The 17,800-nt window shown below is 60.0% G+C and carries 23 protein-coding genes; 10 read left to right on the top strand and 13 right to left on the bottom strand.

Annotation, left to right across the window (positions count from 1 at the left end):
• Positions 1 to 11: 11 nt before the first annotated feature.
• A complete protein-coding gene (locus HX812_RS22735) occupies positions 12 to 1,043 on the top strand; it encodes an ABC transporter substrate-binding protein (RefSeq protein ID WP_038846672.1) in 1,032 nt (343 codons plus the stop codon).
• Positions 1,044 to 1,047: 4 nt separating this feature from the next.
• Here HX812_RS22735 and HX812_RS22730 read toward each other — a convergent pair whose 3' ends face one another.
• The gene (locus HX812_RS22730; protein WP_050572437.1) at positions 1,048 to 1,536 is read right to left on the bottom strand and encodes a hypothetical protein; all 489 of its coding nucleotides are present in this window, start codon (positions 1,534 to 1,536) and stop codon (positions 1,048 to 1,050) included.
• On the bottom strand, positions 1,533 to 2,447 hold the full coding sequence (locus HX812_RS22725; protein ID WP_038846674.1) for a hypothetical protein: 915 nt from the start codon (positions 2,445 to 2,447) through the stop codon (positions 1,533 to 1,535). The genes HX812_RS22730 and HX812_RS22725 overlap by 4 nt, the downstream gene beginning before the upstream one ends.
• 185 nt (positions 2,448 to 2,632) lie before the next feature.
• On the opposite strand from HX812_RS22725, the gene HX812_RS22720 reads away from it, so the two are divergent.
• Positions 2,633 to 3,121 carry a type VI secretion system tube protein Hcp gene (locus HX812_RS22720; RefSeq protein ID WP_038846677.1) on the top strand — a complete coding sequence of 163 codons (489 nt, stop codon included), beginning with the start codon at positions 2,633 to 2,635 and terminating at the stop codon, positions 3,119 to 3,121.
• An 8-nt stretch (positions 3,122 to 3,129) separates the two neighbouring features.
• Here the strand turns inward: HX812_RS22720 and nadE are convergent, their stop codons facing one another.
• From nadE to HX812_RS22705, 3 genes are read right to left on the bottom strand one after another with little or no spacing between them, the layout of a single operon-like run.
• Positions 3,130 to 3,939 (bottom strand): ammonia-dependent NAD(+) synthetase, encoded by an 810-nt coding sequence (gene nadE / locus HX812_RS22715; protein ID WP_038846679.1) that lies wholly within the window; start codon positions 3,937 to 3,939, stop codon positions 3,130 to 3,132.
• A gap of 1 nt (position 3,940) precedes the next feature.
• Positions 3,941 to 5,158 carry a nicotinate phosphoribosyltransferase gene (gene pncB, locus HX812_RS22710; RefSeq protein ID WP_038846681.1) on the bottom strand — a complete coding sequence of 406 codons (1,218 nt, stop codon included), beginning with the start codon at positions 5,156 to 5,158 and terminating at the stop codon, positions 3,941 to 3,943.
• Between the two features lie 11 nt (positions 5,159 to 5,169).
• Positions 5,170 to 5,817, bottom strand: a complete 648-nt coding sequence (locus HX812_RS22705; RefSeq protein ID WP_038846683.1) for a nicotinamidase — start codon at positions 5,815 to 5,817, stop codon at positions 5,170 to 5,172.
• 147 nt (positions 5,818 to 5,964) lie between these two features.
• Between HX812_RS22705 and HX812_RS22700 the strand changes: the two genes are divergently transcribed.
• On the top strand, positions 5,965 to 6,657 hold the full coding sequence (locus HX812_RS22700) for an NUDIX hydrolase (RefSeq protein ID WP_038846684.1): 693 nt from the start codon (positions 5,965 to 5,967) through the stop codon (positions 6,655 to 6,657).
• A gap of 137 nt (positions 6,658 to 6,794) precedes the next feature.
• Here the strand turns inward: HX812_RS22700 and HX812_RS22695 are convergent, their stop codons facing one another.
• Together HX812_RS22695 and HX812_RS22690 are read right to left on the bottom strand one after the other, a co-directional pair.
• Positions 6,795 to 7,568: an L-iditol 2-dehydrogenase gene (locus HX812_RS22695; protein ID WP_038850754.1), complete on the bottom strand. Its 774-nt coding sequence runs from the start codon at positions 7,566 to 7,568 to the stop codon at positions 6,795 to 6,797.
• A gap of 18 nt (positions 7,569 to 7,586) precedes the next feature.
• On the bottom strand, positions 7,587 to 8,846 hold the full coding sequence (locus HX812_RS22690; protein WP_371318387.1) for a sugar ABC transporter substrate-binding protein: 1,260 nt from the start codon (positions 8,844 to 8,846) through the stop codon (positions 7,587 to 7,589).
• A 261-nt stretch (positions 8,847 to 9,107) separates the two neighbouring features.
• On the opposite strand from HX812_RS22690, the gene HX812_RS22685 reads away from it, so the two are divergent.
• From HX812_RS22685 to HX812_RS22675, 3 genes are all read left to right on the top strand, one after another.
• Positions 9,108 to 10,046, top strand: coding sequence for an AraC family transcriptional regulator (locus HX812_RS22685; RefSeq protein WP_038850758.1), 939 nt, complete (start codon positions 9,108 to 9,110; stop codon positions 10,044 to 10,046).
• Between the two features lie 155 nt (positions 10,047 to 10,201).
• On the top strand, positions 10,202 to 11,149 hold the full coding sequence (locus HX812_RS22680; protein WP_038850760.1) for a nucleoside-specific channel-forming protein Tsx: 948 nt from the start codon (positions 10,202 to 10,204) through the stop codon (positions 11,147 to 11,149).
• Between the two features lie 14 nt (positions 11,150 to 11,163).
• Positions 11,164 to 12,189 carry a purine nucleoside permease gene (locus HX812_RS22675; protein WP_038850762.1) on the top strand — a complete coding sequence of 342 codons (1,026 nt, stop codon included), beginning with the start codon at positions 11,164 to 11,166 and terminating at the stop codon, positions 12,187 to 12,189.
• Between the two features lie 9 nt (positions 12,190 to 12,198).
• Here the strand turns inward: HX812_RS22675 and HX812_RS22670 are convergent, their stop codons facing one another.
• The 3 genes from HX812_RS22670 to HX812_RS22660 all read right to left on the bottom strand — a co-directional run bounded on the left by HX812_RS22670 (position 12,199) and on the right by HX812_RS22660 (position 14,217).
• Positions 12,199 to 13,158, bottom strand: a complete 960-nt coding sequence (locus HX812_RS22670) for a zinc-binding alcohol dehydrogenase family protein (protein ID WP_038850764.1) — start codon at positions 13,156 to 13,158, stop codon at positions 12,199 to 12,201.
• Positions 13,159 to 13,188: 30 nt separating this feature from the next.
• Positions 13,189 to 13,362, bottom strand: coding sequence for a DUF1427 family protein (locus tag HX812_RS22665; RefSeq protein ID WP_080642457.1), 174 nt, complete (start codon positions 13,360 to 13,362; stop codon positions 13,189 to 13,191).
• A 90-nt stretch (positions 13,363 to 13,452) separates the two neighbouring features.
• Positions 13,453 to 14,217 carry a helix-turn-helix transcriptional regulator gene (locus HX812_RS22660; RefSeq protein ID WP_038850817.1) on the bottom strand — a complete coding sequence of 255 codons (765 nt, stop codon included), beginning with the start codon at positions 14,215 to 14,217 and terminating at the stop codon, positions 13,453 to 13,455.
• 146 nt (positions 14,218 to 14,363) lie between these two features.
• Between HX812_RS22660 and HX812_RS22655 the strand changes: the two genes are divergently transcribed.
• Positions 14,364 to 14,636: a hypothetical protein gene (locus tag HX812_RS22655; protein WP_038850766.1), complete on the top strand. Its 273-nt coding sequence runs from the start codon at positions 14,364 to 14,366 to the stop codon at positions 14,634 to 14,636.
• Positions 14,637 to 14,665: 29 nt separating this feature from the next.
• Here HX812_RS22655 and HX812_RS22650 read toward each other — a convergent pair whose 3' ends face one another.
• The 3 genes from HX812_RS22650 to HX812_RS22640 all read right to left on the bottom strand — a co-directional run bounded on the left by HX812_RS22650 (position 14,666) and on the right by HX812_RS22640 (position 15,871).
• Positions 14,666 to 14,836, bottom strand: coding sequence for a metallothionein (locus tag HX812_RS22650; RefSeq protein ID WP_016977247.1), 171 nt, complete (start codon positions 14,834 to 14,836; stop codon positions 14,666 to 14,668).
• 89 nt (positions 14,837 to 14,925) lie between these two features.
• Positions 14,926 to 15,378: a DMT family transporter gene (locus HX812_RS22645; protein WP_038850769.1), complete on the bottom strand. Its 453-nt coding sequence runs from the start codon at positions 15,376 to 15,378 to the stop codon at positions 14,926 to 14,928.
• Between the two features lie 4 nt (positions 15,379 to 15,382).
• Positions 15,383 to 15,871, bottom strand: coding sequence for a DMT family transporter (locus HX812_RS22640; RefSeq protein ID WP_033901583.1), 489 nt, complete (start codon positions 15,869 to 15,871; stop codon positions 15,383 to 15,385).
• 118 nt (positions 15,872 to 15,989) lie between these two features.
• Between HX812_RS22640 and HX812_RS22635 the strand changes: the two genes are divergently transcribed.
• The 3 genes from HX812_RS22635 to HX812_RS22625 all read left to right on the top strand — a co-directional run bounded on the left by HX812_RS22635 (position 15,990) and on the right by HX812_RS22625 (position 17,797).
• Positions 15,990 to 16,922, top strand: a complete 933-nt coding sequence (locus HX812_RS22635; RefSeq protein WP_038850770.1) for a LysR family transcriptional regulator — start codon at positions 15,990 to 15,992, stop codon at positions 16,920 to 16,922.
• Between the two features lie 141 nt (positions 16,923 to 17,063).
• Positions 17,064 to 17,423: a type II toxin-antitoxin system Phd/YefM family antitoxin gene (locus HX812_RS22630; RefSeq protein ID WP_235165522.1), complete on the top strand. Its 360-nt coding sequence runs from the start codon at positions 17,064 to 17,066 to the stop codon at positions 17,421 to 17,423.
• Positions 17,420 to 17,797: a type II toxin-antitoxin system VapC family toxin gene (locus HX812_RS22625; RefSeq protein WP_038850772.1), complete on the top strand. Its 378-nt coding sequence runs from the start codon at positions 17,420 to 17,422 to the stop codon at positions 17,795 to 17,797. Before HX812_RS22630 ends, HX812_RS22625 begins: the two co-directional genes overlap by 4 nt.
• Positions 17,798 to 17,800: the final 3 nt, after the last annotated feature.

The following is a 17,800-nucleotide window of genomic DNA, read 5'->3' as shown; positions in this document are numbered from 1 at the left end:
GAAAAACATCCATGAACCCACGTATTGCGCTGTCCTGCTTGTCCCTCGCCCTGCTCGCCTCAACGGCGCACGCCGCGCCCACGCTGTACCTGGGCATGAACGGCGGCACCATGGAACGGGTCTACGCCGACAAGGTGCTGCCCGCGTTTGAAAAGGCCAATAACGTCAAGGTGGTGATCGTGCCCGGCACCTCGTCGGACATCCTTGCCAAGGTCCAGGCCAACAAAGACAACCCGCAGATGCACGTGATGTTCCTCGACGACGGCATCATGTACCGCGCAATTTCCATGGGGTTGTGCGACAAGCTGGCGCCAAGCCCGACCCTGGAGCAGATCCCCGCCAAGGCGAAGATCAAGGAACACGCCGTGGCCGTGACCCTCGGCGTTACCGGCCTGGGCTACAACGCCAAGATGTTCAAGGAAAAAGGCTGGGCCGCACCCACCTCGTGGATGGACCTGGCCGACCCGCGCTTCAAGGACAAAGTGGTGTTCCAGTCCCTGGCCTCCTCCACCTTCGGCCTGCATGGCTTCCTGATGTTCAACCGCCTCCAGGGCGGTGACGAAACCAACGTCGACCCCGGCTTCAAGGCCTGGCCAAAAACCGTCGGCCCCAACGTACTGGAATACATCGCCAGCTCCGCGAAGATCTCCGAAATGGTGCAGACCGATGAAGCCGCGATCTTCCCCCTCACCCCGACCCAGGTCGCCACCCAGAAACTGCTCGGCGTGCCCATGGAATATGCGCAACCCAAGGAAGGCGCAGTGGTGCTGAACGTGGCCGAATGCGTGATCGCGCGCAACGACCAGCCGGAACTGGCGCAGAAACTCGCCGCGTTTTTGCTGACCGCCGAAGCCCAGGCCCCGGCGTTGGAAGAAGGTGACCAGATCCCGTCCAACCCGACCACGCCAACCACCGACAAGACCCGCGCACGGGTAGAAGCGATGCAGGGTTACTTGCAGACGGCAATTTCGATTGATTGGGACCAGGTCAACCAGGCGCGGCCGGAGTGGAATGCACGGTGGAGTCGGTCTATCGAGCGGTAGAACTTCATAATCCTTCCCGGCGCCGAACGCGTTGACGCTGGGTACGGATTATCTTCGCGATTCGCTGGCGCTTTTGACGGAGTTTTACCCATTCAGCGCGGGCCTCTCGATAGCGTTTACTATTGATCAGCAGCAGAGCCAGCAGCGGGAACAATAGGCCCAGGACATAGAACACCTTGTGAGGGCGGTGTTCGATGGTCGGTAAAACACCCAACAGGCTAAACACCATCAGAACGACCGGGATCCATAGCCAGCTTGGGTAGCCACGCACGATCATGAAGTTGCAATGACCAAGGAGACAGGCTGATCCGAGAGTAGATAAGAAGGAGTATTTCAGATTCAAGTCAGCAGGTAACGCATCGAAGTAACTGTCAAACATCATCGGAACACCAATCGCCAGCGCGAATATTTGAAACAAGTTTGCCGCAGCGAATACCGGAAAATAGCGCAGCAGGAAATGCCGAAGCTGCTCAAGGGTCATCAGAAGAATCATTCGTCAAATTCCTCGTACAGACCTACTGCGATTGTTCTCAGATTTCCAGACGTTGCACTGCCTGCCACCGCACCTCCGACCGCGACGGTATCCTTGAGCTGAGCGAGCGTCGCATGTCGAAGCTGGGCCTGGGTATATCGCTTGGGAAAGTCACCAGAAAGCTGTTTCAGCTTAATAAGCTTGGCGCTCAAATGCGGGTGGTTGATGCTGAGCAATTCCTTCGTCAATTTTGCACGTTCCTGGCGATTCATCCTTCTGAGGACATCACGCCACGACCTCCCGGTCGAGGCTTTGGTTGCGCTTGCTAGCTTGACCGTGGTCAGGAACGAAGTACTTGCTCCTATCAACGACACAGCATCCAGAATGGCCGTTGTGTGTTGATACCAAGGTTCGCTATCGAGCCAATCAATATGGGCAGGCTCCCTGGCTTCTTTGTAGACACGGTATAAACCGTTTGCACACTGCCCAAAACTGGCAACAAATGCAGCTCTCCCAATCACGGCCAGTGCACCACTCAGGCCCGCGGTGAACGGCGAAAGCGCGGACCCGCCAGCGATCACCAACCAACTCAATAATGCAGTCCCACAGGCCACTCCCATTCCGATCGATTCAAACACTACCTCCGACTCTCTTGGCTCGTACTCCAACCTGCGCACAAAATCCAACCTCGCCAACGAGCCAGGCATCTCCCGCAAAACCACCCTCTTGGGCAATACGCTGCAAATCGGCTGAAACTCACGCAACGTCACGGGCCACAGCTGTGAATCGAGATACACCACCCCTGCCCCCGCAATCGCAGGATCGGCGTCGATAGCCGCAAACAACCGGCGCAAATCAATACTGCTTTCCACCCGTTCACGCGTTGCGAGGTGGGCACTGGGGAAACCGTCCTTCAAGACACTGATAGCCATTCCTTTACTCCTGAACGCACAAGAGCACAGAGCGTAAAGAATCAATATCTGGCAAGAATGTCGGAAATTTTCCTTTTTGCAGCCAGGCACTTCCCGTTCTCACCTTGACGTCTTGAGGTCAATCATCGAAATGGGAAAAGTACGCCCCGCGCCACTCTCGGCGGATGAGAAGACAAGGAGCGAACATGGCAACCGATATGTTTTTGAAACTGGGAGACATCAAGGGTGAGTCAAGGGACCAGGCCCATCGCGATGAAATCGATATTTCCCGCTGGGGCTGGAGGATGACTCAATCTGGCTCGATGCACAGTGGCACGGGCGGCGGAGCCGGGAAGGTCGATATGGCCAATCTCTTGATTGAGAAGTCCCTGGATAAATCTTCGCCCAACCTGATGATGGCCTGCGCAACCGGCAAGCACTACCCCGAGGCGCGGATCGTGGTGCGCAAGGCCGGAGGCGACAGCAGCGTGGAGTACCTGGTGATCGCCTTGAAGGAAGTCATGGTCGCCTCCTACGACACGCGTGCCGCCTCAACCCAAGACGTGCTGACCGAGGAAATCAGCCTTAACTTCGCCAGGGTGGAAATCAGCTACCAGCCACAGAAAGCCGATGGCGGCAAAGATGGCGGGCCGATTCGGTTCGGCTGGAACATCCGCGAAAACATCAAAATCTGATCGTCGGCTCAAACCGGAATGATAGGCAGCGCACGCTTGTGCGCTGTCTTGCTGTATGCGCCCTCGACCAGGGTTCTCACCCGCTCACTCACCGGCTCGCCCATCAGGTACGCGTCGATCTCTGCGTAAGTGCAGCCGTAGGCCTGTTCATCCAGCTTGCCCGGCACAAGCTCTTCCAGGTCGGCAGTCGGGTGTTTGTGTACCAGGTTGTCCGGGCCGCCAAGGGCCGTGGCGAGCAGGCGCACTTGGGTTTTGGTCAGGCCAGACAGTGGTGCCAGATCGCAGGCGCCGTCACCGAACTTAGTGAAAAACCCCATCAGCGCTTCAGCGCCGTGGTCGGTGCCAACGACTAGACCATTGTGCAGGTTGGCCACGGCGTACTGGGCGATCATCCGCGTGCGCGCCTTGACGTTGCCCTTGATGAAATCGACATGGGCGGCGCTGGCTTCGGTGGCGGTCAGGCTGGCCATGAGGCCGTCGACGCTGGCGGCGATGTTGAGGGTGTCGATCTGGTCCGGGGTGATAAAGTCCAGGGAGGCCTGGGCGTCGCGTTCGTCAGCCTGGGTTTTGTAGGGCAGGCGCATGGCGATGAAGCGCGCAGCGTAGCCTTCACCGCGCAGCTGCTCCACAGCCAACTGGCACAAACGGCCGGCGGTGAGGGAGTCAACACCCCCGCTGATGCCCAGTACCAACGCCTTGCTGCCGGAGCCACGCAAGGTGGTCTTGATGAAGTCGATGCGCCGCTGGATCTCTTTGGCTTCACCGCCTTTGACCAGTTGCCGATTGATATTCAGTTCCTGTGCGATACGTGCTTGCATGTCACACCTCCACGCTGCCGACATTGAACACTTGTGCTGCATACTGCAAAAACGAGGCGTCTTCGCAGACGTTCTTGATTGGGTCATCCGAGAACTTCACCACCGGCTCGCCGTGCACCCGCACCAGTTTCATCACGATGCTCAGCGGTTCGACGCCCTCCACATCGCAGGCCAGGCTGGTGCCCATGCCGAAGCCGAATTTGGCCTTGCCGCGCACGTGCCGCAGGATCGGCAGGCATTTTTCGAAATTCAGGCCGTCGGAGAACATCAGGTCCTTGGTCATCGGGTCGATGCCCAGTTGTTGGTAGCGGGCCAAGACTTTATCGGCCCAGATGATGGGGTCGCCGGAGTCCTGGCGCAGGCCGTCATACAGCTTGGCGAAGTAAAGGTCGAAGTCCTTGAGGAAGAAGTCGGTGCTGATGCAGTCGGTCAGGGCGATGCCCAGGCGACCACGGTATTCGCGCACCCAGTTTTCCAGGGCGGCGTTCTGGCTTTCACGCAGGCGGCCCAGTTGCTGGTGCACCATCAGCCATTGGTGGGCCATGGTGCCGATCAGCGGCAGATCGAATTCGTAGGCCAGGTGCGCATTGCTGGTGCCGACGAACTGGCCGGGAAAGTCGCGGCGCATGATGTCGACCACTTCGCGCTGGGCCTTGAACGACAGGCGGCGCCGGGTGGAAAAGTCAGACACACGTAGGTCGGTGAGTTCTTCGCGGCTGAGGTTTTTCTGCAGCCAGTCGAATTTCTGGTAAAGCTTGCGGGTGACATCTTCCAGGGTCACGTCGGGGTATTTGTTGCGGTTGCGCAGCTCACTGACCAGGGCCAGGACCGGCTGTTCAAACATGATGCAGTGCAGCATCGGGCCGACCACGCGGATATTCAGTTGGCCGTCGACTTCGCTGACGTGGATATAGCGCAGGTTGAAGCGGAACAGGCCGAGGAAGCGCTCGTAGTCCGGGGTGAGGTATTCGCGAAAGCGGGGGTTGAACAGAAAGCGCAGCTCCCCTTCGCGCATACGCAGGCTGGCGAGTTGCTCCAACTCGGCACGGATTTCGGGAATCAGGTGACCGAGCTTTTCCTTGGACCGCACAATGAAGTTGTACTCCACATCGACATTGGGGTACTGGTGCAACACGGCCTGCATCATGGTGAAGGTGTAGTAGTCGGTGTCGAGCAAACCCTGGATAACGGGCGTTTCGTAGTCGTAGGCACTTTCCATGGTGTGTCTCCTTAACGCGCGGCCATCGCGGCCAGTTCTTCGCGGGTGCTGCTGATGACAGCACCGGCCTTGAGCAACTCATTGACCGCCTGTACGCCGCCCTCCTGTGTAATGGCCCGGCACGCCGGCAAGTGCAAAACCACTTCCAGGCCGGCCTTGAGCAATTGCAAGGCGGTGGTCTTGACGCAGTAGTCCAAAGCCAGGCCGCCTACGATCACGCGGGTCACGCCCTGGGCTTTCAGGTACTCGATCACGCCGGTAGAGAGTTTGTCGTGCAGGTCGTGGTAGCAGGCGCCGTAGGGGTGCAGGTCGGGTTCCACGCCTTTCCAGATGAAGTAGTCGTAGTCATAAGGCGTGGGCAATTCGTCGAGCAAGGTGAAGCCCTCGGTGCCCGGTACGCAATGGCTGACCCAGGTCACATCGGCGTGGGCCAGGCCGGTGGGTTGCAGCATCTCGCTGTGCTGCGACACCACCCAGGGCGCGTGCGGGGTGTGGGCGTCCTTGCTGCCGACGCGATGGCCGGCCAGGCTCGCCATGTAGTTGAGCTCGGCCCCGATCTGGTCGCCACCGGCCACAGGCAACTCACTGGGGCACAGCGGCGTGAAGCTCTTCTGGGCGTCGACGTCGAATGAAGCGATGGCGGATATCGAGAGGGTCATGATGGTTCTCCTGTGGCCTGGAAACAAAAGTACACGTCATGCACTTTCATTGCAAGAAACATTTGGTTATCTATCCTGGTGCAAGTACATGACATATCTGCTCGATTGGTTAGACTGTGCGTCATCGCTGTCTAGAAGGACGTCAACATGCCCTTGAGCCCCTACCTCCACACCGTCGACCTGTGCGTAGTGTTTTATTGCCGCGCCTCAGGGGAGCTGAAATTGCTGCTGAACAAACGCGACGCCGAGCCCTTCGCCGGGCACTGGGCGCTGCCGGGCGTGGTGGTGAATGGCGGCGTGCAAGATCTGAGCCTCAAGGATGCGGTGGAGCGCTTGCGGGCGAGTGACAAGGTGGGCCTGGCGCTGGCGTGGAGCGAGCAAGTGGGCACGGTGGGGGATGCGTTTCGTGATCCGCGCTGTTGGTCGTCGTCCACTTACTACCTGGCGATCGTGGCGGATGAGGTAGCGCTGGGTGAGCATCAGGCCTGGTTTTCACTGGCGGGGGTCGCGGATGGCAGCATCAAGCTGCCGTTCGATCACAACAGCATCGTGGCCGCCGTGCAGGAGCGCTTGTTCTCCAAGTCGCTGTACAGCAGCTTGCCGCTGATGTTCCTGGGTGATGAGTTCAGCGCGCCGGAAGCGACCATGATCTTTTCCCTGGTGCTGGGGCGGCCGGTGTTGAAGACCAGTATTCGCCAGCGCTTGCTGAAGCTGACTGAGGCGGGGTTTCTGCGCGAGACCGGGCGCAAGAAAAATGGTGAAGGCGGCAGGCCCCAGGCGACGATGACGGTTCTCAAACCTGGAGAAATCTACTTCTTCGACCGCAGTTTTGCCGAGTAACGCGTTTTAAAGAACACCGAAAATCACCTGTGGGAGCGGGCTTGCTCGCGAATGCGGTGTGTCAGCCGCCGTACCTGGGACTGATACACCGCATTCGCGAGCAAGCCCGCTCCCACATTTTGGATTGATGTACGGCTCTAGTTCATCCAGTTACCGCCGTCGACGTTGTAGGTTTGGGCCACCACGTAGTCTGCGTCCTTCGAGGCCAGGAAAATCGCCATCCCGGTCAGATCCTCCGCCGTGCCCATCCGCCCAAACGGCACCTCGTCCCCTACCCGCTTTTTCTTCTCGCCCGGCGCCAACCCCTCATGCTTGGCGAACAACGCATCCACGCCATCCCAATGCTCGCCATCCACCACACCTGGTGCGATGGCGTTGACGTTGATCCCCTGCTTGATCAGGTTCAAGCCCGCTGATTGCGTCAGGCTGATCACCGCCGCCTTGGTCGCGCAGTAGATCGCCACCAACGGCTCGCCGCGACGCCCGGCCTGGCTGGCCATGTTGATGATCTTGCCGCCATGGCCCTGGCTGATCATCTGCCGCGCGGCGGCCTGCAAGGTGAACAGCGTGCCGGCGACGTTAATCGAGAACAGCCGTTCATAGCTGTCGCGGGTGATGTCGCCAATGGGCGCTAGGTCAAACAGCGCGGCGTTGTTGATAAGGATATCCAGCTTGCCGACCTGGGCGACCACGGCGGCAATTGCGCCGTCGATGGACGCCTGGTCGGTGACATCCATGGCGACGGCATAGGCCTGTGGGCCCAGCTCAGCAGCGGTGGCCTGGGCCCGTTGCAGGTTGATGTCGGCGATGGCCACGGTGGCGCCTTCGGCGATATAGGCCTGGGCAAAGGCGCGGCCGATACCGCGCGCCGAACCGGTGATCAGCGCGCTTTTGCCTTCAAGTCGTTTCATGAAAAGGTCCTGTAGAAGTTATTTCGGGTAGCCGGCGCGTTTCATTTCGCGCTCGGTGGTGGACTGGGCTTCCAGCAAGGCCTGGTCAACCGACATGCCACCGGTCAGCGCCGCAGAGAACAGCTTGCCGACCGAGGTGCCGATGGCCTGGAACTCGGGAATGGTCACGTATTGGATGCCTACGTACGGCACCGGCTTGGCCGACGGGTGCGCGGGATCGGCGTGCTTCATCATCTCCAGGGTTACCTGGGCAAACGGGGCGGCCTTCAAGTACGCCTCGCTATAGGTGGATTGGCGGGTACCCGGCGGTACGTTGGTGATGCCTTCTTTATCAGCAACCAACTGGATGTAGTCCTTGGAGGTCGCCCAACTGATGAAGGCTTTGGCGGCGTCCTTGTGCTTGGACGTGGCCGGAATTGCCAGCGACCAGGCATACAGCCATGACGAGCCTTTATCGGTGACTTCGGTAGGCGCGGCAGCGAAACCGACGCTGTCGGCGACCTTGCTCTGGCTCTTGTCGGTGGTGAAAGAGCCGGCGACGCTGGCATCCACCCAGATCGCGCACTTGCCGCTGTTGAACAGCGCCAGGGTTTCGTTGAAACCATTGCTGGACACGCCCGGCGGGCCGTATTGCTTGAGGGTGTTGACGTAGAAGTTGGCGGCCGCCGTCCACTCGGGACTGGTCAGCTCGGGTTTCCACTGCTCGTCGAACCACCGCGCGCCAAAGGCATTGGCCATGGTGCTCAGCAAGGCGATGTTCTCGCCCCAGCCGGCCTTGCCGCGCAGGCACAGGCCGTATTGGTCCTTGTTCTTGACGGTGAGCTTGGCGGCGAACTCGCCGAGTTGGGTCCAGGTAGGATGCGCGGGCATGCTCAACCCGGCCTGTTTGAACAGGTCCGTACGGTAGTAGGTGACGGTGCTTTCGCCGTAAAACGGCAAGGCGTACAGGGTGTTGTTGACCGACAGGCCCTGGCGCACCGAAGGGAAGATATCGTCGGCGTCATAATCGGCCGGAAGCTGGGTCAAGGGTTCCAGCCAGTGCTTGGCGCCCCAGAGTGGGGTTTCGTACGTGCCGATGGTCAGCACGTCGAACTGCCCGCCCTGAGTAGCGATGTCGGTGGTGAGGCGCTGGCGCAGCACGTTTTCTTCCAGCACCACCCAGTTGAGCTTGATGTCCGGATGCTGCGCTTCGAACACCTTGGACAGGCGCTGCATGCGGATCATGTCGCTGTTGTTGACCGTGGCGATGGTCACGGTGTCGGCGGCGTGGCTGGGCATGGCCAGCGCCAGGCCGGAAAGCAGGAACAACGCTTGCGGGAGCTTGGACATAGCGGTTTCCACCTGTTGTTTTTGTTGTTGAGGGCCGATTACAGCAGCTTGGCCAAGCCCCCACAAACGCCTGGAGGATGGGCGACTGGTACTTTTTTAACCGGGGCGTGAAAGTTAAAAAAGTATCAGTACCTGGCGAAACCAGGAGTAGCGCGCCCATGACTGAGGCGCGTATTTTGGAGCAATTCCAAGCATCATAAGAATCCCACCATGCCCATCAGCCGCGCCAAGCTGTTCGAGCACCGCCCCGCCGAACTCGAAGTGATCCTGCCCGAGCCTGACCATTGCTTCCGCTGGTTCGAACATGACTACCCCTACGACCTGGCGCGCTGGAACCACCATCCCGAATTTGAAATCCACCTGATCCGCCAAGGCAGCGGCAAACTGGTGGCGGGCGACTACATCGGTGCGTTCAGTGCCGGCCATGTGGCCCTGATCGGCCCCGACCTGCCCCACGACTGGATCGGTGAACTCGCCCCCGGCGAATACCTGAGCGGTCGCGACGTGGTGTTGCAATTCGACGGCGCCGCCCTCCTCGCCCTGCGCAAGACTCTGCCGGAACTCGGTGACTTGCAACCGCTGTTCGAGCATGCCCGGCGCGGGCTGGAATTCACCGGCGACACCGCGTTGCAGGCTGCATGCTTGATGGAAGCCATCGGCAGCGCCCACGGCCTGCAACGCCTGATCCTGTTCCTGCAATTGCTCGACACCCTGAAGAACGCCCCGACGCAACAGGTCAAGGCCCTCGCCAGCCCATGCTATGCGCCGACGTTGGATGCACGCAGCGCCGAACGCATCAACAAGGCGTTCGACTATCTGATGCGCGAGCTGACCGGCGATGTGCGTCTGTCGGTGATTGCGCAACAACTGGAGATGAGCGAGCCGGGCTTCTCACGCTTCTTCAAGCGCAACACCGGCCACGGCTTTATCGACCTGATGCGCAAGTTCCGTGTGCAACGCGCCTGCCGACTGCTATTGCAAAGCGATATGTCGGTGGCGGACATCTGCTTTGAAGTGGGCTACGCCAATCTGTCGAATTTCAATCGACACTTCCGTATCGAAATGCACCAGACGCCAAGCGACTATCGACGTGAAACCGCGATGCACCTGTTCCAGCACATTGAAAAAATGACACCCAGTCAATTCTGACCAAAAGGTCGACTAAATCCCGTTTTTTTCAATTTGATCAACCGATTGAGCAAACTTGGTACAGCCTGTGCAAACGTTTGCGGTACGAACTTGCCAGCCAAGTTCACCCTTACCCGAAGAATCGGGTTCAAACCGCGTACGAATAGGGATTTTCAATGCACCCCACCTCAAGGCGTCCTGCCTCCTTTGGTGTTTCCTTGCTACTGGCCGCCGTTACGGGAGTACTCAGCGCCCCCATTTTGGCGCAGGAAAAACCCGTGGATGACTCAGCACAGGGCGAAACCCTCAGCCCGGAAGCCAGCCCGGCGAAAAAAGGCGTGTACCTGTCGGACTGGTTCAACCAGGACCTGACATTGATCGGCAGCAAAGACATCAGCTTCGGCCCCAAGCCACAGGATGATGTCTACCTGGAATACGAGTACTTCGGCCGCAAGGGGCCTTTTGAGCTGTACGGCTACATCGACGTGCCGAAGATCCTCACCATCGGTAACAGTAATGACAAAGGCGTGTGGGACCATGGCTCGCCGGTATTTATGGAGCATGAGCCGCGTATCTCCATCGACTACCTGGCGGGCCGCAGCCTGGCCATCGGGCCGTTCAAGGAATGGTACGTGGCGTTCGACTGGATCTACGACCATGGCAGCCGCAAGGAAAACCGCGCCAACACCTTGTACAGCGGCCTCGGCACCGACATCGACACCCATTCGCGGGTGAACCTGTCGGCCAACTTCTACGGGCGCTACCAGTGGGAAAACTACGGCGCCAGCAATGAATACTCATGGGACGGCTACCGCGCGCAGATGAAGTACATCGTGCCCATCGGCAAGTTCGATAACGGCGCCTCGCTGACCTACATTGGCTTCACCAACTACGATTTCGGCTCCGACCTGCACAAGGACAACCCGGCGCGCACCGCCAACTCCCTGGTCGCGACCAATGTGCTGCTGTACTCGTTCACCCACCTGCGTTTCACCCTGGTCGGCCGTTACTTCCATAACGGCGGCAACTGGGAAGACGGCAGTGAATTGAATTTTGGCGAAGGCAACTTCCGCGCCCGTTCCGATGGCTGGGGTTACTACGCCGGCGTGGGCTACCAATTCTGATAGAGGAGCTTTAGATGAACGCGTTTACACGTTTCTCAATGGCGGTCGGCCTGGCGCTGCTGCCCCACGTGGTGCTGGCTAATACCACACCGATCAAACCCAAGGTGATGCTGATCACCATGTTCGCCCCTGAGGCGCAAACCTGGATCGATCGCCTGGAACTCAAGCAGGAAGTCCGCGTACCAGGGCTGTCGGCCGAATACCCGGTGATCCGCTGCAACACCCAGGACGTGTGCCTGCTGGTCACCGGCATGGGCCAGACCAACGCCGCCGCGTCCACGCTGGCCTTGGCATTGTCGCCCAAATTCGACCTGCGCCAGAGCTATTTCCTGATCGCCGGGATCGCCGGCATCAGCCCCAAGCACGGCACCATTGGCACCGCCGCCTGGGCGCATTACCTGGTGGAATTCGGCACCCAGTGGGAGTTGGATTCGCGGGACGCGCCCAAGGATTGGCCGACGGGCTACATCGGTATCAACACCAAAGGCCCCAACGAGAAACCACCGTTGGACTACAAGACCGAAGTGTTTGAGCTGAACCCCAAGTTACAGGCCAAGGCGTTTGCCTTGTCGCAGAAAGTGGAGCTGACGGAAAGCAAGGAATCCGCCGCCTGGCGCAAACACTACCCCGCCGCCCCGGCCAACCAGCCGCCGCAAGTCACCCGCTGCGACACCCTGGCGGGCAACACCTGGTTTTCCGGCACGCGCCTGAGCGAACGCGCCGAGGTCTGGACCAAGCTGTTGACCGACAACAAAGGCGAATACTGCACGACCCAACAGGAAGACAACTCCACCTACGAAGCCCTGCTGCGCGCCAGCCGCGAAGGCCTGGTGGATATCCAGCGCCTGGCGGTGGTTCGTGCAGGCTCGGACTTCGACCGCCCGTACCCTGGCTACAGCGAAGTGGACAACCTGCTGAAGTACGCGGATCAGGGCGGTTTTGTACCGGCGCTGGAGAACCTGTACCGCACGGGCAACCCGCTGGTACAGGCGATCCTCAAGAACTGGTCGGCGTGGGAAAAAGGCGTTCCCGAGGCCTGACCGCCGGGATCAAGGCAGGAAGATGATTTTGTCTGCGCTGCCTTGATTCACCTCCTCATAACACTGCACCCCATCGGCCAGCGCCACTTCACGCAGGCCGGTGGGCAACGGCAACAGGCCCTCATCAAAGAATCGTCCGAACTGCTCCAGCATCACCGCGCACTGCTCGCAGTTGTAGAGCAACGAATTGATCCCCACCACCGAGCCACCTTTGCGATACAGCGCCAGGGCCGGCAGTTGTACATGGCCGTCCACCGGCGCGGCGATGATCGCGATGCGGCCGAACGGTGCCAGACCTGCAACGGCCGCCGGCAGCCAGAAGCCGGTGGTGTCGAAGATCACATCAGCACCGCCCTTGAACACCGCATTAACCTGCGCACCGAGCTCTTCCGGTTTGCCCAAGGCAATCGCCTCAAAACCTTGTTCCTGCAATACCTCGACCTGCTCTGGTCGACGTACAGCGGCCAGCACCTGGGCGCCACGGATTTTTGCCAGGGCCAGGGTCGCGCTGCCCACCGCGCCATTGGCACCAATCACCAACAGGCGCGTGCCTTGGGTCACGCCACTGCGTTCCAGGGCATCCCAAGCGGTGGTATAGGGCACACCGAGGCTGGCGGCCTGGGCAAAACTCAAATGGCTGGGCTTATGCGCCACGCCCTTGGCCGACACGGTGAGGTACTGGGCGTGGGAGCCATCGGCGAAAAAGCCCAGGTCGCGGCCGGTGCCCCAGACTTCCTGGCCCAGCAGTGCCTGCGGCCCTTCCACCACCACACCGGCAAAATCGCGACCGGGAATGCGCGGCAAGGTGGTGTAGGGAAAGCGGCCGAGCACGTTTTTGACGTCGCTGGGGTTGAGTCCCGCAGCCTTGACCTGAACCAGCACTTCACCGGCGGCCGGCACCGGGGTGGCGACGTCAACGAAGCGCAGGGCGGCGAGGTCGCCGGTGGCGGAAAATTGCAGTGCTTTCATGGCCAATACCCATCGAAGTTAAGAGAGAGATCAGGAGAACCAGGCGCCCACCAGCTGTCGGCCCATGGGCCAGAGCTTTTCACCCAGCAGCATGCCCATCAGGCCCACCAGGGCGATGGCCGGCGGTGCGGGCGAACGGAAATCCAAGGCGCCGTAGATCACGCCGACAAACAGGCCGATGGCGAGGGAAATCAGGTAGTTCATGGGGGCAGCGCCGTGTGGGTGGATGCGCTCAGTCTAGAGCGCTGAATCCTGAAGCATCGGCCAAGTGCTTCAGGATTTCGGCCAAACCCGTCAGCCGACGTACTGCGAAGGCGCCACGCCAAGTTCGCGGCGGAACATGTCGCTGAAACTGCTGGGGGAATAGCCGAGGGAACGTGCGATGGCACTGACCGGCTGGCCTTGGATCAGCTCCGCCACCGCCGTGGCCAATTGCACCTGGCGCCGCCATTCGGCAAAGCCCATGCCCAGGTTATTCTGGAACAGCCGCGACAAGGTACGCACACTGGCGCCGGCAGCTTCGGCATGCTGTTCGAACGGGACCTCCAGAGACGGCGCAGCCATGACCGCCTGGCACGCGCTGATCAGCCGTCGGTCGGCGTCCACCGGCATGGCGATGCGGATCTGCGAGCGGCGCGCCCGCTGCAACTCCAGCAAAGCCAGGCTGACCACGGCGTCGTAATACGCCGCATCGCCGTTATCGCCCTGGTCCACCAGTGTGACGATCAGTTCACGCAGCAACCCACCGACCTCGATCACCTGCACCTGGCTGTCCAATGTGGCCGCCAGTGCCGGACGCAAGTAGATATTGCGCATCTGCAAATCCGACACCACGCGAATTCCGTGTTCCACCCCGGGCGGCAGCCAGACGGCACGCTGCGGCGGCACCACCAGGGCTTCGCGCGGCGTCTCGACCCACATCACGCCACTCATGGCGTAGAGCAATTGGCCCCAGTCATGGCTATGCGGTTCTACGTACAGCCCACGCGGATATGTACGCGCCAAGGGCTGCACGGGGACGGCGTGATCACTGAGGTCGGGAGGCGCAGCCAGGGCCATGATGTACACATCAATCAAGGGTTAGCCGCCATGGTAATGACCACCGTTCGACAATCCGAGTGAATTTTTACGGACCACGGAGATCATTGGCTTATACCGGCGCAGCTCGGAAGCGTGCGTTACAGGCTTGATCAAGGAGAGAGACCATGGATGCAATACTGTCGGTCAACGGCAAGGCACGGATCGATTACACCCAGGACACCCTGTTCGGGCCGATTACCCGGCATGTCGAATGCCAAGTGAGCTTGCAACACCAAGCCGATGGGACGGTACTGAAAGTGTTTCAACCGCTGCCGGACGATCTACGTGATGCGCAAACGGTGGTGTTTGCGCTGGAGGGACGGCGCACCCGTGGTGTGGTCAAGCATCGTCGACACCTGGCCGACCATAGCCTGCGGCTCGAACTCGAACGTCAATAGGAGCCGGCTGGCCGGCTCCCCCAAGCACGTCAGCCTTTGGCGGACTTGGCGCATTCGCACCCAGTCGCCGCCGCACACGGCTCACCATGGGCATGATGCTCCGCACAGCCCTGACAGCAATAACCCTTGCCGTCCTTCATTACCGCGTCAGCTCCCAGCACACACTTGCAGTGTGGGCAGGCACAGGTTTTATCTGGCATGGTCAGACTCCTTTTTCATGGTCGTCCCGGTGCGGCGGGCGCCGGCACCTTAATGAGGGACTGCGACCCGCCGGCGATGGTTCAAACCGTCAATCGGCGCGGGTATTGCTGCGGTACATGAACAGCAGCGCCAGGGCCAGGCAGACCATCGCCACGATCCGCGCACCCGACAACTCAATCGCCGGATTGCCCAGCCAACCAAAGTTGTCGATCAACATACCCATGCCCAATTGCCCGACGATCACCGCCACCGTCGCCACCGCCGTACCGACGACAGGCACCGCGCCGACCATCACCATCATGTACACCACACCGAACAAGGCACCGGTCAGTTGCCACTTCGGCACGTCCAGCAGGCTCACCGCCTGGGCCGGCTCAAAGAACAAGATCAACAATGCGGTGACAATCGCCCCCACGCCAAAGGTCACCAGGCTGCCGCGCAGCACGCCCACCGCCTGGCCCAAGCGACCATTGATGGCGGCTTGCACGCTCAACACCGCACCTGCGGCCACTACCACTACCAGCAACAAAATCAGGTTCATCGCTTTAACCCCGCGCAATCAGAACAAGTGCCACCACAATCAACGCCAAGGCAATCCAGCGTTCGCCATTGACCCGCTTGCGCGCCGCGCCGAACCAGCCGAAATGGTCGATCAGCACGCTCTTGCCGACTTGCCCCGAAAGAATCGCGATCATGGTCATCGCGATGCCGATATGCGGCGTGGCCAGGGTCAGTACCACCACGTAGATCGGCCCCAGAAAACCGCCGATCAACTGCCAGCGCGGGAGCTCGGACAACGCCGGGCCTTTTCGCGGACCACTGAACAACAGCAGTAGAAACAGGATCGCCGAGCCCACGCCAAAGATGCTCAAGGTGGCCCACAAATGCCCGACCTGCACACCCAATGGCCCGAGCAGGCCGGCTTCAACTGACAGGCCCATGCCAGCCAGGATCACCAGCGGCAAAAGCAGTAGCCGCAGGCCGTTTTTTTTCGGTTTGGCTGGCGCCACGCCCTCGATGGAACTTGCTTGCATACATCACCTGCACATCAACAAAGGATTGGATGGCGCGCATTATCCGGTGGCCGTTCTGTGCGATAAATGGGAGCATACCAACAACACTTTTGCGCAAAACGCACAGCCTGGAGGCACGATGCAAGGCTTGAATGAACTGAGCTTCAAGGCGCTGCGCCTGTTCGTCGCCGTGCTGGACTTGGGCAGTTTCTCCGAAGTGGCACGCCGTGAGGGCCTGGCCCCCTCTTCCATCTCCCGGCAGATCCAGCTGATGGAACAGGCCCTAGGCCAGCAATTGCTCTACCGTCACACCCGCGCCGTCAGCCCCACCGAGGCCGGGCGCTTGCTCGGGCGACATGCGCGGTTGATGCTGGAACAACTGGAAGCCGCCGGCCAGGCGCTGCAGGAACAGGAAAGCGAGCCTAGCGGCCTAGTGCGCATCAATGCGCCGATGGTGTTCGGCCAGCGCCATCTCTCCCCCTGGCTGGGCGAGTTGTGCCGGCGTTATCCGAAGCTGCAACTGGATATTCAGCAAACCGACACCTATGTCGACCCGTTGCAGGACGGCACCGACCTGCTTTTTAGGATCGGCGTGCTCAACGATTCCAGCATGCAGGCGCGCATCTTCGCGCCCCAACGCTTTCGCATCGCCGCGAGCCCGGCCTACCTGGCCCGACACGGCACACCGCAGCATCCTGACGAACTGATCAACCACCAGTGCCTGGCCTACAAAGGCATTACCGGCCAGCAACGCTGGTTCTTCCGCAAGGGCCAGGGCGACTGGACTCCTTATAGCGTCAAGGGCCCGATCACCGGCAACCACGCCGACACGCTCACCTACGCCGCCGAACAAGGGCTGGGGCTGGTGGTGTTTCCCTCCTGGTTGATCGGCGACAGTCTGCGGGCGGGCACTTTGCAGGCGGTGCTGACAGAGTACGAAGTAGCGACGACATTGGAGCCCCAGCAAATTGCGGCGCTGTGGCCGGGGAGCCGGCGCCTGTCGCTGAAGGTGCGCACGGTGATTGATTATTTTGTGGAGTGCTTTGGAGCGGTGCCGTATTGGGATCGGTGACCTTTCCAAGTCGAGAAGAACGTCGCTATGAAGGAAATTTCCTTACAGAAATAGGTAGGTCCGTTCTGATTTTCCGGGCCAGTATTTCTGGTCTCTGCAGGCTGCGGCAGACTCTGACAATATCTTTTTGAGAGAGCTGCCATGGAATTCACTTACCCCAAAATATCGCGCGCTGCGCGAGCTGCTTCAGCCAGCGGTCTGGCCGTCTTTGATAGTGCACGTAGTTTTGGCTATATTTGGCCAAAATACGGAGATAACCACATGACGACCGTACCTCTGGGCGAAGCGAAAAATAATCTGTCGAAACTGGTTGATGAAGCTGCCGCCGGCAAGATCATTACCATTGCCAAGCATGGACGTGCGATGGCTCAGCTTGTGCCCGTCGGCAAATCCAAGGGTCGGAGAATCGGTGCAATGAAGGGCAAGCTCGTCATTCCTGAAGACTTCGATGCACCCTTGCCTGACGACCTACTGGATGCCTTCGAAGGCAACCGCTTATGAGAATGTTGCTGGATACCCATATTCTGCTTTGGACGCTGAGTGAGGATCCTAAGCTATCCAGCAAAGCCAGGAAGCTGATTGAGAACGCAGCAGAGATTTACATCAGCGCTGCAACATTCTGGGAGATCTCGATCAAGGTCGGCCTGGGGAAACTCACCGTCGATCTGGATGAAATCCGTGAGTACTGCCTGGAAAGCGGATTCGTCGAACTGCCCATCACCCCAGAACATGCGATCGCGGTCAAGGACCTTGAGCACCATCACAAGGATCCGTTTGATCGGCTCATCATTGCGACCGCCATCAGCGAGCCCATGAAGCTATTGACCGCCGATCCGCAGGTTGCCCAATACACGTCCCTGGCAATCCTGGTGTGAGTC

The sequence above is a fragment of the Pseudomonas sp. IPO3749 genome (assembly GCF_013386605.1).
Lineage (GTDB): Bacteria > Pseudomonadota > Gammaproteobacteria > Pseudomonadales > Pseudomonadaceae > Aquipseudomonas > Aquipseudomonas azotoformans_A.
The sequence above is the reverse complement of the archived record's forward strand: the minus strand, read 5'-3'. Positions and strand labels throughout refer to the sequence as shown.

Coding starts and splice junctions, on each gene's coding strand:
- HX812_RS22735 (WP_038846672.1), top strand. CDS start 12: ATGAACCCACGTATTGCGCTGTCCTGCTTGTCCCTCGCCCTGCTCGCC.
- HX812_RS22730 (WP_050572437.1), bottom strand. CDS start 1,536: ATGATTCTTCTGATGACCCTTGAGCAGCTTCGGCATTTCCTGCTGCGC.
- HX812_RS22725 (WP_038846674.1), bottom strand. CDS start 2,447: ATGGCTATCAGTGTCTTGAAGGACGGTTTCCCCAGTGCCCACCTCGCA.
- HX812_RS22720 (WP_038846677.1), top strand. CDS start 2,633: ATGGCAACCGATATGTTTTTGAAACTGGGAGACATCAAGGGTGAGTCA.
- nadE (WP_038846679.1), bottom strand. CDS start 3,939: ATGCAAGCACGTATCGCACAGGAACTGAATATCAATCGGCAACTGGTC.
- pncB (WP_038846681.1), bottom strand. CDS start 5,158: ATGGAAAGTGCCTACGACTACGAAACGCCCGTTATCCAGGGTTTGCTC.
- HX812_RS22705 (WP_038846683.1), bottom strand. CDS start 5,817: ATGACCCTCTCGATATCCGCCATCGCTTCATTCGACGTCGACGCCCAG.
- HX812_RS22700 (WP_038846684.1), top strand. CDS start 5,965: ATGCCCTTGAGCCCCTACCTCCACACCGTCGACCTGTGCGTAGTGTTT.
- HX812_RS22695 (WP_038850754.1), bottom strand. CDS start 7,568: ATGAAACGACTTGAAGGCAAAAGCGCGCTGATCACCGGTTCGGCGCGC.
- HX812_RS22690 (WP_371318387.1), bottom strand. CDS start 8,846: ATGCCCAGCCACGCCGCCGACACCGTGACCATCGCCACGGTCAACAAC.
- HX812_RS22685 (WP_038850758.1), top strand. CDS start 9,108: ATGCCCATCAGCCGCGCCAAGCTGTTCGAGCACCGCCCCGCCGAACTC.
- HX812_RS22680 (WP_038850760.1), top strand. CDS start 10,202: ATGCACCCCACCTCAAGGCGTCCTGCCTCCTTTGGTGTTTCCTTGCTA.
- HX812_RS22675 (WP_038850762.1), top strand. CDS start 11,164: ATGAACGCGTTTACACGTTTCTCAATGGCGGTCGGCCTGGCGCTGCTG.
- HX812_RS22670 (WP_038850764.1), bottom strand. CDS start 13,158: ATGAAAGCACTGCAATTTTCCGCCACCGGCGACCTCGCCGCCCTGCGC.
- HX812_RS22665 (WP_080642457.1), bottom strand. CDS start 13,362: ATGAACTACCTGATTTCCCTCGCCATCGGCCTGTTTGTCGGCGTGATC.
- HX812_RS22660 (WP_038850817.1), bottom strand. CDS start 14,217: ATGGCCCTGGCTGCGCCTCCCGACCTCAGTGATCACGCCGTCCCCGTG.
- HX812_RS22655 (WP_038850766.1), top strand. CDS start 14,364: ATGGATGCAATACTGTCGGTCAACGGCAAGGCACGGATCGATTACACC.
- HX812_RS22650 (WP_016977247.1), bottom strand. CDS start 14,836: ATGCCAGATAAAACCTGTGCCTGCCCACACTGCAAGTGTGTGCTGGGA.
- HX812_RS22645 (WP_038850769.1), bottom strand. CDS start 15,378: ATGAACCTGATTTTGTTGCTGGTAGTGGTAGTGGCCGCAGGTGCGGTG.
- HX812_RS22640 (WP_033901583.1), bottom strand. CDS start 15,871: ATGCAAGCAAGTTCCATCGAGGGCGTGGCGCCAGCCAAACCGAAAAAA.
- HX812_RS22635 (WP_038850770.1), top strand. CDS start 15,990: ATGCAAGGCTTGAATGAACTGAGCTTCAAGGCGCTGCGCCTGTTCGTC.
- HX812_RS22630 (WP_235165522.1), top strand. CDS start 17,064: ATGGAATTCACTTACCCCAAAATATCGCGCGCTGCGCGAGCTGCTTCA.
- HX812_RS22625 (WP_038850772.1), top strand. CDS start 17,420: ATGAGAATGTTGCTGGATACCCATATTCTGCTTTGGACGCTGAGTGAG.